This is a genomic window from Paenibacillus sp. MMS20-IR301, from assembly GCF_032302195.1.
Taxonomy (GTDB): domain Bacteria; phylum Bacillota; class Bacilli; order Paenibacillales; family Paenibacillaceae; genus Paenibacillus_AQ.
This window is the reverse complement of sequence record NZ_CP135275.1, coordinates 460,085-475,839: the sequence shown is the minus strand read 5'-3', so window position 1 is coordinate 475,839 and position 15,755 is coordinate 460,085. Positions and strand designations below refer to the sequence as shown.

General features: G+C 50.9%; 11 protein-coding genes. 6 read left to right on the top strand and 5 right to left on the bottom strand.

Going from position 1 to position 15,755, the window contains the following annotated elements:
* Positions 1–288: 288 nt before the first annotated feature.
* Positions 289–456 (bottom strand): hypothetical protein, encoded by a 168-nt coding sequence (locus tag LOS79_RS01980; protein ID WP_315415894.1) that lies wholly within the window; start codon positions 454–456, stop codon positions 289–291.
* 105 nt (positions 457–561) lie between these two features.
* On the opposite strand from LOS79_RS01980, the gene LOS79_RS01975 reads away from it, so the two are divergent.
* The 4 genes from LOS79_RS01975 (at position 562) to LOS79_RS01960 (ending at position 5,959) form a co-directional block, all read left to right on the top strand.
* A complete protein-coding gene (locus LOS79_RS01975) occupies positions 562–1,233 on the top strand; it encodes a response regulator transcription factor (protein ID WP_315415892.1) in 672 nt (223 codons plus the stop codon).
* Complete coding sequence (locus LOS79_RS01970) at positions 1,230–2,300, top strand: sensor histidine kinase (protein WP_315415890.1); 1,071 nt, start codon at positions 1,230–1,232, stop codon at positions 2,298–2,300. Before LOS79_RS01975 ends, LOS79_RS01970 begins: the two co-directional genes overlap by 4 nt.
* Before the next feature lie 132 nt (positions 2,301–2,432).
* Positions 2,433–4,190, top strand: coding sequence for an ABC transporter ATP-binding protein (locus LOS79_RS01965; protein ID WP_315415888.1), 1,758 nt, complete (start codon positions 2,433–2,435; stop codon positions 4,188–4,190).
* Positions 4,190–5,959 (top strand): ABC transporter ATP-binding protein, encoded by a 1,770-nt coding sequence (locus LOS79_RS01960; RefSeq protein ID WP_315415887.1) that lies wholly within the window; start codon positions 4,190–4,192, stop codon positions 5,957–5,959. Before LOS79_RS01965 ends, LOS79_RS01960 begins: the two co-directional genes overlap by 1 nt.
* A gap of 715 nt (positions 5,960–6,674) precedes the next feature.
* Here the strand turns inward: LOS79_RS01960 and LOS79_RS01955 are convergent.
* The 3 genes from LOS79_RS01955 to LOS79_RS01945 form a co-directional block, all read right to left on the bottom strand.
* Complete coding sequence (locus tag LOS79_RS01955) at positions 6,675–7,253, bottom strand: 5' nucleotidase, NT5C type (protein ID WP_315415885.1); 579 nt, start codon at positions 7,251–7,253, stop codon at positions 6,675–6,677.
* Positions 7,254–7,457: 204 nt separating this feature from the next.
* A complete protein-coding gene (locus tag LOS79_RS01950; protein ID WP_315415884.1) occupies positions 7,458–7,604 on the bottom strand; it encodes a lmo0937 family membrane protein in 147 nt (48 codons plus the stop codon).
* 96 nt (positions 7,605–7,700) lie between these two features.
* Positions 7,701–8,138, bottom strand: coding sequence for a MaoC family dehydratase (locus tag LOS79_RS01945; RefSeq protein WP_315415883.1), 438 nt, complete (start codon positions 8,136–8,138; stop codon positions 7,701–7,703).
* 193 nt (positions 8,139–8,331) lie between these two features.
* Between LOS79_RS01945 and LOS79_RS01940 the strand changes: the two genes are divergently transcribed.
* Positions 8,332–8,757, top strand: coding sequence for a hypothetical protein (locus tag LOS79_RS01940; protein WP_315415880.1), 426 nt, complete (start codon positions 8,332–8,334; stop codon positions 8,755–8,757).
* 406 nt (positions 8,758–9,163) lie between these two features.
* On the opposite strand, the gene LOS79_RS01935 is transcribed toward LOS79_RS01940, so the two are convergent.
* A complete protein-coding gene (locus LOS79_RS01935; protein WP_315415878.1) occupies positions 9,164–9,622 on the bottom strand; it encodes a hypothetical protein in 459 nt (152 codons plus the stop codon).
* A gap of 450 nt (positions 9,623–10,072) precedes the next feature.
* On the opposite strand from LOS79_RS01935, the gene LOS79_RS01930 reads away from it, so the two are divergent.
* Entirely contained in the window at positions 10,073–15,421 is a 5,349-nt protein-coding gene (locus LOS79_RS01930; RefSeq protein ID WP_315421930.1) for a CBM35 domain-containing protein, read from the top strand.
* The last annotated feature ends 334 nt before the right edge of the window (positions 15,422–15,755 follow it).

The following is a 15,755-nucleotide window of genomic DNA, read 5'->3' as shown; positions in this document are numbered from 1 at the left end:
TTAAACCGTTTTTGCTCACAAAGATAATTTAAGTGGATAAACAGCATCTGCTGGGACCGGATCGCTCTCTAAATGGCGGGTACCGGTCAATTAAGTGTATTTTTTCCAACTGTCACTTCGAAATCATACTTTTTTTTGCTAAATAAATGTACTTTTTCTACTTAATCAAAGCGGCCCGGGATATATCCCGGGCTGCTGTTTGAATTGAAACAGTTCCTCCAAGCAACATCGGGCGGCTCCTCACCATTCAAGCCTTATCTTAAACCCCCTTTTCCAATTTGCTAAAGTTTAGGCCTCTCTATCTTTGAGGTACTTTAAATGCTCACCATAAGCATCTCCGTATTCTTTATCAAGCAGTTCACGTTCAGTTATGATAAGTTCTAATAATTTATTTGTATGATAAGAAGGTTTAGTAAATTCAGCAGGTTGTCTCTCACCACTCCTTAAGTCATTCATACTAACCGATCCTGAAGACTAACTTCATCTTTTGTCATCTGCCCTCTTTTCCATTACACTAATGAGGAACTGCACTCAATTCAAGATCTAATTGGAGTGAAATCTATGATTAAAATCCTGGTTGTGGAAGACGATAAGCATGTCCGCAAGCTGATGCAGGCGGTGCTGAAACGGGAAGGCTATGAGGTGTTAACGGCCGAGAACGGAATTGAGGCGCTTGAGGTTCTTGAGGTGCAGCACATTGATCTGATTATTCTCGATATTATGATGCCCGGGATGGACGGCTACGAATTCGCTGCGGAGCTGCGGAATGCTGACAACAATATTCCGATCCTCATGGCAACAGCCAAACAGCTGCCTGAGGATAAGAAGAAAGGGTTCCGGCTCGGAACGGATGATTATATGACCAAGCCGGTGGATACCGAAGAAATGCTGCTGCGTATCCAGGCTCTGCTCCGCCGCTCGCAGATTGCCAGCGCCAGGAGGCTAACGCTCGGCAGGGTCCAGCTTGATTATGATACGCTGACTGTTACCCGGGACGATGATAAACAGACGCTGCCGCAGAAGGAATTCTACCTGCTCTACAAGCTGCTGTCCTATCCGGAGCGAATCTTCACCCGCATCCAGCTGATGGATGAAATCTGGGGAATGGAAAGTGAATCTACAGATACTACAGTGAATGTGCACATCAACCGTCTGCGCAAAAGATTCGAGGCCTATCCTGAATTCGAGCTCGTGTCCGTACGCGGTCTCGGATACAAGGCGGTGAGAACATGATCAGGAAGCTCACGGGTAAAATCGGTCTCTCCCTCTACTTCTCATTCGCGGTATTCTTCATCTTCCTGATTACCGTGCTTATTACCGGAGTTCTGATCTATCTGCTGTCGGTAATCGGCGTGCTCAATGAGCGGGTCATTCAGGATATTAAGGTGCTTACCTTCGTTATATTAATCGCCTGTATTATCATTGGCACCGTCACCTCGATCCTGGCCAGCCGGAGGATGCTGCAATCGATCCGCATGTTCATCAATGCCACCGAGCAGCTGGCCGGAGGAGATTTCTCCACCCGGCTGCAGCTCAAGCATCCGCCGGAATTCAAGATTCTTTCTGAGAATTTCAACCGGATGGCCGACGAGCTGGGCGGCATTGAAATTCTGCGTACGGATTTTGTCAACAACTTCTCCCATGAATTCCGCACCCCCATTGTGTCGATCAAAGGCTTCGCAGAAATTCTCAAGGATGACGGGCTGAGCAATGAAGAGCGGCATGAATATCTGGATATTGTCATTGAGGAATCCGCCCGGCTGACTACCCTGGCCTCGAATGTGCTGAACCTGTCCAAGGTGGAAGCACAGACTATCCTGACCGGACGCGAAACCTTCAATGCCGGTGAGCAAATCCGCCAATGTGTGCTGCTCCTGCACGGAAAGCTTATGAAGAAGCGGATCTCTTTTAATGCCAACGTCCAGGATTATGAGATCCCCGGCAATAAGGAGCTGCTGAACCAGGTCTGGCTGAATCTGCTGGATAATGCGATCAAGTTCACTCCCGAAGGCGGGGAAATTGAAGTGGCGATGAAGCAGGCCGGCGATGCAGTCGAGATTACATTCCATGACAACGGAGCGGGCATCAGCCCGGCTGCACTGCCCAGAATTTTCGACAAATTCTATCAGCAGGACACCTCTCATGCCGCCTCCGGCAACGGCCTCGGTCTGACCATTGTCCGGCGGATCATCGCTCTGCATGACGGTACAGTCACTTGTGACAGCGTTCCGCTGCAAGGCACCACCTTCACGGTACTGCTCCCTGCGGCCAAAAAGGCCCCCTCCATTGTAGCCAGATAGCCCCACTTTGTGGGGTTATTTTATTAGCCGCTGCTGCTTTTTCAGCGAAAAGTTAATTTTCAGTTTATGAACCTCCTGTACGATTGCATCATCAGTTACACATCTTATTCATTACGTAGAGGAGTCATTCTTATGCTGAAATTACTTAAGAAACTGGAACCCAAAGAATGGTTCCTGTTCGCTGTCAGCCTGATGTTTATTGTTGTTCAGGTCTGGCTCGATCTGGAGCTGCCTGATTACATGAGGGACATCACCCAGCTGATTCAAACCCCGGGCAGTGAGATGAGCGAAATTATGGCCGCCGGCGGCTGGATGCTGCTCTGTGCACTGGGCAGTCTGGCCACCTCGGTTGTTGTGGCGGGAATTGCCGCCAGAATTGCGGCCGACTTCTCCGCGAGACTCCGCTCCACCTTGTTCGACAAGGTACAGTCCTTCTCGATGGAGGAAATCAACAGCTTCTCGACAGCCAGTCTGATTACCCGCTCCACCAATGATATTACGCAGGTGCAGATGCTGATTGTGATCGGCTTGCAGCTGCTGGTGAAGGCACCGATTCTTGCGGTCTGGGCGATCCTTAAGATTACAGGCAAGAGCTGGCAGTGGTCACTTGCAACCGGGGCCTCTGTAGGGATTCTCGTGCTGATCGTCGCCGTCTGTATCCTTCTTGTCCTGCCCAAGTTCAAAAAGCTGCAGCTGCTGACTGACAACCTGAACCGGGTCTCCCGCGAGAATCTGAACGGCCTGCGGGTAATCCGTGCGTACAATGCCGAGCAATATCAGGAAGAGAAATTCGCAGCCGCCAACAATGAGCTGACCCGTACCAACCTGTTCGCCAACAATGTGATGACCATGCTTATGCCGAGTATCACCCTGATCATGAGCGGGCTCAGCCTCTCTATTTACTGGATTGGTGCTATAGTTATTCAGGCAGCCGAAGGCACCGCCAAGATGGGCCTGTTATCCGATATGATTGTGTTCTCCTCTTACGCCATGCAGGTGGTGATGGCTTTTATGATGCTGATTATGATCTTCATCCTGCTCCCGCGGGCTCAGGTATCCGCCAAACGTATTAACGAAGTGCTGGAAACCGCACCTAGCCTGAAGAATGGCTCAGTCACCCAATTGCCTGTGAAGCGTGAGAATGAGCTGGAATTCAGAGGGGTCAGCTTCAAATATCCCGATGCAGAGGAATATGTCCTTGAGGATATCAGCTTTACAGCGAAGAAGGGGGAAACGGTCGCTTTTATCGGATCAACGGGCTGCGGCAAAAGTACTCTGGTTAACCTCATCCCCCGGTTCTATGATGCTACGGCAGGTGAAGTGCTGATAGGCGGCATCAATGTCAGGGAATACGACCAGCAGGTGCTGCGGAATAAAATGGGCTATGTCTCCCAGAAGGCCGTTCTGTTCGGCGGAACCGTAACCTCCAATATTGCTTTTGGCGAAAATGGCTCCGGATCGCTTATGACCTCTGATATCGTCGATGCGGTCTATACCTCCCAGTCCTCGGAATTTGTTGAGAAGCTTGAAGGCAATTACGATGCCCATATCGCCCAGGGCGGCACCAACCTCTCCGGCGGGCAGAAGCAGCGCCTGTCGATTGCCAGAGCGATTGCCCGGCGGCCGGAAATTCTGATCTTCGATGATTCGTTCTCCGCGCTGGACTATAAGACCGACCGCAAGCTGCGCAGTGAGCTGAAGAAGGATGCCCAGGGCACCACCAAGCTGATCGTCGCCCAGCGGATCGGTACCATCAAGGATGCGGATACCATCATCGTGCTGGAAGCCGGACGGATTGCCGGAAAGGGAACCCATGATGAATTAATGCAGACCTGCAGCGTATATCAGGAAATTGCCTATTCCCAGCTGTCCAAGGAGGAGCTTGCCTAATGAGTACGAAGAGCACGAAGACCAAAGAACCTAACACCTGGAGCAAGCTGCTCCGCTATTGCCGAAACTATGTCCCTGTAATTGTGATTGCGCTGATCTGTGCAGCTGCCGGAACGGTGCTCACTCTATTCGGTCCGGATAAGCTCTCCGAAATGACGGACAAGATTACAGCCGGGCTTGCCGGTGGTATCGATCTGGAAGGAATCAAGACAATTGGCCTCACACTGGTCCTGATCTACAGCATCAGTGCTGTGCTGTCACTTTCCCAAGGCCTGATCATGTCGAACATTACCCAGAAGGTCTCGAAGAAGCTGAGAACCGATCTGGCTCACAAAATGAACCGCCTGCCGATCTCCTACTACAACAAGTCGACTACCGGTGATATCCTCTCCCGGGTGACCAATGATGTAGACACGATCGGGCAGGCACTGAATCAGAGCATCGGCAGTCTCGTGACCGCAGCCGCAATGTTCGTCGGTTCGATTATCATGATGCTGAAGACCAATGTAATCATGACCGTTACCGCCATCGTTGCTACTGTTATCGGCTTCGGCTTGATGGCGGTAATTATGAAAGCCTCGCAGAAGTATTTTGCCCGCCAGCAGGAATATTTGGGTAAAATCAACGGCCATGTTGAGGAAGTATACACCGGCCATAACGTAGTCAAAGCCTATAACGGCGAGGCGCAGATGCGCAGCACCTTCCAGTCGCTCAATAAGGAGCTGAAGGACAGTGCCTTCAAGGCGCAGTTCCTCTCCGGGCTGATGCCGCCGCTGATGGGCTTTATCGGTAACCTCGGCTTTGTCGCCGTCTGTGTCGTCGGGGCTGTAATGGCGCTGAACGGGACAATCTCCTTCGGGGTCATTGTCGCCTTCATTATGTACGTCCGCTTCTTCACCCAGCCGCTGGCCCAGGTAGCCCAGGCTGCACAGAATATGCAGTCGGCCACCGCAGCCGGAGGACGCGTGTTTGAATTCCTTGAAGCTGAGGAAATGGAGGACGAGAGTGCGAAGGAGCGTACCCTGGCTACAGCTAAGGGGAAAGTGAAGTTTGAACAGGTGCAATTTGCGTATGAAGGCACGGAGAAGCTCGTGATCAAGAACTTCTCGGCAGATGTGAAGCCCGGGCAAAAGGTCGCCATCGTCGGCCCGACCGGTGCAGGCAAAACCACGCTCGTCAATCTGCTGATCCGCTTCAATGAGCTGACCGGCGGCGAAATCTACATTGATGACACGCCGATCAGCAGCTTAACACGGGAGAATATCCATGATCAATTCTGCATGGTCCTGCAGGATACCTGGCTGTTCGAGGGCACGATCAAAGAGAACCTGATCTACAATCAGCAGGGAATTTCAGAGAATCAGCTGATGGAAGCCTGCAAAGCCGTCGGCCTGCACCGGTTCATCCAGTCGCTCAGTGACGGATATAATACAGTCCTGAACGACAAGGTCAACTTATCCGCCGGACAAAAGCAGCAGCTGACCATCGCCCGCGCCATGCTGAAGAATGCGCCGATGCTCATCCTTGACGAAGCGACCAGCTCGGTCGATACCCGGACAGAGCTGCTGATTCAGCAGGCAATGGACCAGCTGATGGAGGGCAGAACCTCCTTCGTCATCGCCCACCGGCTCTCCACCATCAAGAACGCCGATGTCATTCTTGTCCTGAAGGACGGCGACATCCTGGAGAGCGGCAGCCATGCGGAACTGCTGGCGAAGAACGGCTTCTACGCCGAGCTGTATAACAGCCAGTTTGAGCAGGCCTCCTAAATCGATATGACAAAAGGCTGTCTCCGGAAGTAGGAACTCTACTTGCGTAGACAGCCTTTTTGTCGTTTACTTTGGAATTGCCGGCTCTGGAGGAACGAGGGGCACTTGGAGGATTCGGGGGCATTAGTGCCCCTATTCCCCTCTCATTGCTCACTTTTGCTGTAATTAGGGGCTTCAGAGTGGAATATAGAGGACAAAACACCAACTCCCCAGGTCAATACGAACACCATCTGGCGGACACATCAGGTACTTTGGGTAATTGGGTCACTTTACATACCTTGGACACTTTGGGTACTTTGGTTGTTTGCGTGCTTCTGTTACTTTGGTCACTATAGTCACATTGCATACTTTAGTCACTTCGGGTACTTCGGGTCACTTCGAGCACTTCGGTCACTACGGACACCACAGCCCTTATCAGCCCGTTTTTGCTCCATTTGACGGGTTTGCGGACACCACGGCCTTTATTCGCCACTTTTCGTGTGATATCTTCACTTTTCTGGTGAAATAACGGCGCTGATGTCCGTTAGGCCTGCATTCAGCCGCTTTTCCGCCTCTTAACGCCTCTCATGTCCGTAACGCTACACTATGTACTTATTAACCGGTGTGTGACCGTTTACTGTATGGACTGAGATCCATAAGTCCCCCTAGTTTCCCCACCCAGGGCTACTTTCAGGGAATTCAGGGGCATTTCCGCCCCTCATCCCCATCCGTGCGCCTAGAAGGCCAAGCGGCTACGCCGGCCCTGCAAAATCTCATCCACCCGCTCCTTCGCACCCTGCCAGGAGGTCATCAGCGGAAACGCATATTCCTCCCTGGCTCTCAGGTTCCAGGGATGCGGAATACAGAGCACCTTCCGCCCCGCCTGGACGGCGGGCAGCAGATTATGCGGGCCGTCATCGATCAGCAGATCGAAGCCGAGCAGCTGCTTCCGCTTCGCGGTGAAGAAATTCTCTGCCGGGATGTACGGCATATGCTTTTGCAGCCAGTTCCATTTCTCCAGCACCGTTTTGGGTACAGCAGCCGTTACAATAATGACATCATAGGCGTTATGAAGCTTCTCCATCTCTTCAACGACATATTCATCGAACAGCTCAAGCTCCTCGTACAGGCCGGGCCGGCCAAAGAACAGGTCCATGGTACTGTCCGGGTGGCGCAGATGATCCGTATTCCAGTCGATCATATCTTCGTAACGAAGCGGATGCGTAGGAAACTCAATGTTGTTGTGGTAGATCGCACGTTTGACGAGATGGCAGATTGTATCGTCCATATCGACAGCGATAATTGGTTTACTCATTGATTCTCCTCCTTCAGGCTGCATGTTCTGCAATAGAATAGCTGCGTATTGTGTGATGATAGTCATTACATTATAAATTTCACAAGGGGACGTGTCCAGACTGGACCGGGATCAAGCAGCTGCCGCCCATGAACATCAGGAACAGACAAAAAAGCACGCGCCCCGTAAGCAGGAGCCGCGTGCTTTGCCGTTTAGTTAACTCAGCTAACCCCGGGAACGTCCCCGGAACAGATTGACCACGAACAGGACCGCGGCGACAAACAGCAACAAATGAATTAAATTGCCCATCACATCAAAGATAAATCCGAGCAGCCAAGCCACAACAACGAGTCCGATTAATCCCCACAGCATACGATTACCGCCTTTCTCCTATAGGAGTGTTTGTCCTCATTTACCCGCCTGACAGGAGGTTTAAACCGCAGCAGTATCATATCCATAAGATGGCAGCTAAACTTGCTGCTGTTTGTTAACTAGCACCGTTAATTCCCCGGCAAACACTTTCTCATCCGCCTGGTTGAAGGTTGAGAGCGACACGGTAACCAGTCCCGTCTCATTCTTCTTGCTGCTCAGACCGATGACTTCGATAACACAATGCAGCTCATCTCCCGGAAATACGGGCTTAATAAATTTAATATGATTCATCGCTGTGCCGGCAATAACATCCTCGCCATAACTCCCAGTCTCTACCCAGAGCTTGAACGAGACCGCCAGCGTCTGAATCCCGGAGGCAATAATGCCGTTGAATCTGCCCTGTCCGGCCTTCTCTTCATCCAGATGCATATACTGCGGGTCATACTCAGCCGCAAAGCTCTTAATATTCTCATGGGTTATCCTTAGAGATTTGGTCTTAAAGACCTGTCCGATACTAAATTCATGATACTTCATTCGTTCACCTCTTAGATGTTATTCGTTCATAGTAGAATAATATCATCGAAGAAATCAACTCTCCGAATAAATATTTCCGCCTGCGAGCGCTGTAACAGCCGGCTAAATGTATATAATCATCAGGAGCTTAGTCCACTCTATCATTGCGGTTCACAATATAATAACGTATACCTTTGAAATGGAGTGATGATAGATGGCAACAATAATAAGCTATGGTTCGCAGGCAAAAATGCCGTTAGACCCGTTTACTACGGTTGTAACCGTTGCAGGGATTCCCGGAGCCGGGGCAAGTCTGGCTACAGCACAGGTAAATATTAGTCCGGCTAATCCTGCCTCTTTCTCCAGCAGAGTCGAATTAAAAGGCAGTTTTAGTCTTACCGCACCTGCGGATGGTCCATTTTTCGTTTTGATCCGGCGGGCTGGGACCGATATTTATAGATCTGTTTTCCGTTATACTACAATTACTGATACTCAAATCAATGTTCTGTGGGTTGACGGTCCTTATCTTGGAATCCACAACTATGAATTAATCATACAAAATGACAGCAGCCTGCCTTTAAACTTATTTGGGCCGATAGCATTCACAGCAACGGCTATTGGCGGAGAAGGCGTAATTTAACTGCATAATTCAAAAATGTGTACAGTTGAATCGATCTGATTCAGCTGTACTTTTTTATGGAACTAAGATTAAGGCATGAAGAGGGGTTTCATTAGCAGCGTGGAGCCAATAGCGGATAATAAATGTATTTTGTGCAATTAAAAGCCGGCGAAAACCCGCATATCTAGGGATAACTGTATTCCGTACAATTAAAAATAGGGAATTTGTTCTTTTACAGCAAAGAAATAATTTATAAGTGTACAAAGTGCAATTAAAAATGTTTCTTCGCAATAATGAAGCGTTATAGTTGTACAAATTACAGTTATAACATGAGCGGTAGTCCCATGTCAGGCCACCCGTAACTTGCTCTAAGTAAAAATGAGTGATTCCCTGTCTATGATTCCTCCCTATTGTTCTTCTACTAATCTTATATCCACGTTTGAAACGATCTGTTGACCATCTTTACATTATTCATTGTTGCCCAGCTTTTTAAATTTGAGATACCTTTATCTTCATCCTCTGAATACCTGAATGCCATATTGAGTGGGACGATCCTCCTCTTGTGAGGTAATATTCCAATAACAGGCTTAAAGTACCCCCTGATCATTATCACTTTAATATCCTTTGGATTAATAATATTGCCATTTAAGAAAATCTGCTCATTGGACAGGCTTAACCCGGTTGGTTTCTTAAAAAATGTTATGTAGAATGCCAGGAACAGTAAAACTAAACACAAAAGAACCGTTATTGACAAAACGTAGAATATTCCCCTCTGATCCCATAATCTCGATAGAAGAATTGAATGGCAAGATATAATAATAATCATGCCTATGATGGTTTCAATTCGTGATGGATTTTTAATTGGATAATTTATTTCCGTCAACATGGTCCCCCCTGTTTATAGCCTTTTTCTTAGACTGTCATTTATCTTTTTTATCAGATCCGGATTCCAGTCTCACTATAATTATACAAAGAATGTAAACATTTGTTGCGTGATTGTACAGAGTAAAAATATCATAAGAAAACTAAAAAAAATGCAAGATTACCGCTCTCCTGTCCACGTTCCCCCGCCTGCAGGCAGAAACACTCAAAATAACGTAAAACATGATGCGGAAAAACAGTTCCGCTCTTATTTTATAATGAATGCGTAGCGGTACAAACAATAGAAAGCGGTTTCAATAACAGTCGCAGTTCTTGGAGGAGGGGATAAAGTCAGCTGCCGTTTAGCAATCAGAGCATGTAAGCATCACCACATCACCACGGATTAGATAAGGAGACTATTATGAGGAAAAAAAGCTTAAAGTTGCTCCCCCTGGTATTAATACTTTCATTATTGATGTCAGGCATCTCTTTTGCAGAGGTCACCTCTAACTACGTCAACCCGCTTATGGGCGGGGCCGACCCTACGATTGCCAGGGCTGCGGACGGCTACTACTATTCTGCTTCTTCCGGAGATAATAACATTACCTTGAAGCGGCACGAGACGATTCTCGGAGTATCCACAGCCAAGAGCAAAGTCGTCTGGAAGAAGCCTGCTAATTTCGGCTATGTGTGGGGCCCTTATATTTACAGGCTGGAAGGCAAATGGTACCTGTATTTCGCCTCCGGCCCGGAGGACAGCTTCGGTTACGGGCATCCAAGCTCCTACGTTCTGGAGAATCCCTCGCCCGATCCTTTTGAAGGCACGTGGACGCTGAAGGGGGAATCCTCTAATGAGGACAGCGACGGACAGGTTACTGCCAAGCAGGGGCTGCTGAATACGGAGGGCTTCGGTTTAGCCTGCGGGATTGTGTCCATCAAAGGAGAAACCTACTTCACCTACACGAAATACTATTATTTCGAGGACCCCAAGAATCCGGGGGCTACGAAATTTGATGAGAGCCCGACGATTGTCAAAATGAAGAACCCGTGGACCCTGGAAGGTCCTGAAGGTATGGTGGCTACGCCGGTATACGACTGGGAAAAGCACGGCGACAATATCAACGAAGGCGCTGCGGTGGTTGAGCGGAACGGCAAAATCTATTTCGCGTACTCGGCAAGCAGCTTCATGAATGATAACTATTCAGTAGGCGTATCCGTAGCGGATGCCGCTTCTGATGTGATGGATGCCAAGTCATGGGTCAAGCATCCGGAGCCGGCGATGACCAGATCCGATGAGAACAGCTCGTATGGACCGGGCTCACCGCTGTTCCTGAAGTCTGAGGACAACACCGAGGATTGGATTCTCTATCACGGTATACCGACCCATGGACAAGGCGGCGGCAACAGAGGCATCCGGGCGCAGCGGATCCATTGGGATGATAATGATTTCATCAATCTCGGCATCCCTTCTAACCCCGGTACGGTCCTGAACAGACCATCCGGAGAGGAAAAAAGCGAAATCTATGAAGCCGAGGACGCAAAGGTATCCGGCGTTTCCAGAATTACCGGAAAAAGCGCTTATGCCTCAGGCAGCATATATGAGAAATTCAATAACAGCAGCGAAAATGACTATATTGAGTTTACGGTTAATACCGGCACTGAGGGCACCTATTCCCTGGATTTCAGATACAACAACAATACAACGGATGCAGTGGCTATGAAATTAGGCGTTAACCAGGAGGCTGACCGGGAGCTGATCTTCGCCTCCAATGCAGGCTTCGAAGCAAACTTTGATCTGAAGTCCGCTTATAACATCAAGCTTAACGCAGGCAGCAATACGATCCGCCTGTCCGGCAAGAGCGCATTGGCGCTGGATGCCATGATTATCAAGCGAAGCACTCTGTACGAAGCAGAAAATGCCGTGCTGACGGGAAATGCCAAGGCCGACAACGACCACCCGGGTTACAGCGGAACCGGATTTGCCGGCGGGCTGTGGACTTCGGGTTCTGCGGTCAGCTTCAAGGTAAATGCTCCGGCTGCAGGCAGCTATTCGGTGAATCTGGGCTACAGCCTCGGATTCGATGATGACCGGACCCTGAGCATGTATGTAAACGGGCAAAAGATTAAGCAGGTCGACTTCTTCAGCCTGAAAAGCTGGGACAGCTGGGCTGACCGGTATGATAATGTTTTCCTGCAGGAAGGGGAAAATACGATCACGTATAAATACGACGCCGGCAACACCGGTAATGTCAATCTGGACTATATCACCGTGACCGAAGCCACCACCTGGCATTACGGGGCCGAGGACGCAAAGCTGTCCGGCGCAGGTGATACTGCGGTTGAGTATACCAAAGACGCCGGCAACCTGGGCACAGGTTATGTAAGCGGGCTGTCGGCAGCAGACTCCTCCGTAGAGTTCGCTGTTAACGTGGAGAATGCAGCATCTTATGATGTAAAGCTGAGATATGCCAAGGAAGCTGCCGGCTCAATCTTTGGCCTGTATTTGAACGGTACCTATGTTAAAAGCATAACCCTCCCTGCTACCGGCGGGCTTACGGTCTGGAAGGAGCAACTGGAGACATTAAGCCTGCAGGCAGGCAACAATACGATTACTTATAAAAATGAAACCGGTCATTCCGGCATCATAAATATCGACAGCATTCATTTGAACAAACGGACACCTTGGAGATATCAGGCAGAGGATTCCGCCCGGGCAGGCAGTCTGCAAATCGGGAAAGATCATTTATGGTATGAAGGCAACGGCTTTGTAGGCGGATTTGAGAAAACTGGCGATTCGCTGAAGTTCAAGGTTAACGTTCCGAATACCGCTGCCTATACCTCAACCCTGCGGTATTCCGGCCAGCAGAGCGCCAATATAACCATGTCAATGTACATCAACGGCCAGAGGGTGAAGCAAGTATCCCTGCTGCCGACAAAGGACTGGGATACATGGAACAACAGTACCGAGCTGGTGAACCTGAATGCCGGAAATAATGTCATTGAATTCGTCCGTGAGCAAGGGGATACCGGAAGATTCAATATCGACAGCCTCACCATTGATCAGGCCAGCGGCGGCTTCATGAGCTCGATTGCCGGGAAGATCACTCCGGAGAAAATGCTCAAAATCCAGCCGAAGCACAGCGGAAAGGCCTTGGACGTAGACAAGGTATCAAGCAGTCCGCTGGCGGTCATTAACCAGTGGTCGAACGGCGACGGCAATAATCAGCTGTGGCGGTTCCTGGATCTGGGCACAGGCTATTACCAGATTCAGTCCGTTCAGAGCGGGCATGTGCTCGACATTCTCCCTGGTTCAGCCATACAGCAGCTTTGCCAGAACAAGCAGGCTACCGGAACTATACCGGATACTCAGCAGTGGAAGCTGGAGCAGGACGGCAGTTACTATACGATTGTTAACAAAAGCAATAATAAGGTCATCACTGTAGAAGGCGCATCCAAAAACGATGGGGCCACGGTGAGACTGGCTGATGACCAGGGACTGGATAATCAGCGCATGAAAATCGAAATCCGCAATCTCAGCAACAGCGAGATCAGCGCATTGACGCACTATAACATCACTTTCGAGGCCGATGGCGGAAGCCCGGCGCAGACGGTCATCCAGGCTGTATACGGCCAGAAGCTGACCGCTCCGGAGGTAGCCAAGAAAGGTTATACGCTGGAGGGCTGGTACAATGGTGCAGCAAAATGGGATTTTGCCGCCCAGACCGTGCCCGGCGCATTAACACTGACTGCGAAATGGACACTTAAGACACTGGCAGTACAGATCGTCAGTGAAGGCTCGCTGCGTGAAGGAACCGAAGGCGTGCTCCGCGCTGCTGCTCAGGGTGAAGGTATCTTGTCCTACACCTGGTATGCGGATAAGGGAGCAGGCTACGGCGAACCGGTGGGTTCGGGCGACACGCTAATCCTGCCGGAGCTGGCCACAGCAATGAGCGGCTACCGTTATAAGGCCGTCGTTACTGACGAAAGCGGCGTAACCGGCGAACAGGAATATACGCTGCAAGTCATTCCGGCTGAAGCCGAATGGATCACGCCTGCCTTCACGGCAGATCTGCCGTCTGCACTTGAGACTGTGGAAGGCGAACCCGTAACCCTTCTGGTTGATACGACAGGGGACATTGCGTCCATCAACTGGGAAATGAAACAAGCCGGCGGCAGCACCTGGCAGCCGGTAGCCAGTGTTACTGGTGCCGTATACCGGTTCACACCGCTAATTGAAGATAACGGGACCGCCTACCGCGTTGTACTGACCGGCAAAGCTGAGGCGAGCCCGGAAGTCATTACCGGAACGGAGCTGCTGCTCAAGGTCTATCCGGCCCATGAGCTTCCGGCTGTCCAGTCGTTCACGGTGACGGCCCATCCGGTAACAGAAGGTGCTCCAGTAACCTTTAATGTGGTAGCAAGCTCCGTGTATGGAGAACTCAGCTACCGCTGGCTGAAGGACGGTCTTGTCCTGGACGGCGCCACCGGCAGCAGCCTGATTTTGGAGAAGGCCGCGCTGGCTGATGCGGGTGCCTATAAGGCAGAAGTAAGCAACACCCGTCTGATCGGCGGCCTTGCATACAAGGATACGGTTAATACGGAGCCGCTTGAGCTTACCGTGAACCGCCAGCCGGTTGTACCTACGAACCCGCCGGTGACACCGACTGATCCGCCGGCAACACCGCGTCCGGCAGCAACACCAGTGCCAAGTGCAACGCCAGTGCCAAATGCGACTGCCAAGCCTGCGGTGGCAGCTATTACAGCGGCTCAGCTGAGCGGTCCTGCGGTAAATGGAGTCGTTACCGTGCAGGTAGGGCAAGCAGCTGCAGTTGAGCTTCCGGTGAATGCCGGGGAGCTGCTCGGCACCCATTCCCTGTCTGTACAGGGAGACGGAATCTCACTTGTACTGGCACCGGATATGCTGAAGCAACTGGCCGGAAGCGTTACTGCTGCAGCATCCGGCGGTGCAAAAATTGTACTCAGGGCAGAGTTCAAAGCGCTGGCGCAAGCTGCACTGAAGACCGAAGCCGGTGTAGCCCTGAAGGGCAAGCTGCTGGATTATGATCTCAGCCTGATCCTGGCGGACGGAACCGTCCACCGTGCAGAGAAGACTGCTGCACCAGTGGCCTTAAGCTGGCTGGCCGATGAAGGGCTTAACCAGCGACTGCTCGGCCTGTACCGGGTAGGCAGTGACGGCACGCTCACTTACCTGGGCGGAGCAGCTGAAGCGGGCAAGCTGAATGCGAAGCTTGACGGCAGCGGCACATACGCGCTGCTTGAGTACTCCAAGCAATTCAGCGACGTGCCAGCCGCGCACTGGGCCTTCGACGCCTTGCGCGCGCTGTCAGCGAAGCACCTGATCAAAGGCATTTCCGAGCAGGCTTATCAGCCGGGCCGGAATATTACCAGAGCAGAATTCGTGCAGCTGATCGCAGGCGCACTGCAGTTAAGCGGCAGCGGACAGACCGCCTTCGCCGATGTTCCGGCGGAGGCCTGGTACGCCGGCGCCGTGTCCGGCATGGTGGAAGCCGGCCTGATTACCGGCCGTTCCTCCGGCTCCTTCCAGCCGGCTGCTCCGATCAGCCGGGAAGAGATGACCGTCATTCTGATGCGGGCTTACCGTCTGCAGCAGGGTTCAGCGCCGGAAGCACCGGCCAGCCTGGACATGAAGGATGCTTCAGACATTTCTAGCTGGGCAGCAGAAGATGTAGCAGCAGCGGCAGCGCTCGGCTTCGTGAACGGACGGGCCGATGGCTCCTTCGCTCCGCAGGCTTCCGCCACCCGCGCAGAAGCTGCACAGATTCTGATGAACTATTTGCGGTAAGTTGTAACGTAGACAGTGTTAGTAGTAGTTCTATAAGGTAAAAAGCTCCCCCCGGAACATTGTCCGGGGGGAGCTTTTTATATTCGGTTTTCCACATACATTTGGACTATTTACCTCCGCAGCAGCTCATTGTATATGGTTTTTCACATACATTTGGACCATTACCCCCCGCTGCTGCACATTGTATTCGGTTTTTCACACACATTTGGACATTTACCTCCGCAGTAGCTCATTGTATTCGGTTTTTCACATACATTGGGCTCGTTGACCCCCGCTGCTGCACACCTGTTGCATAATATCGCAGCTCGGTGATTGTCAAAGCGGGCAACCTTTG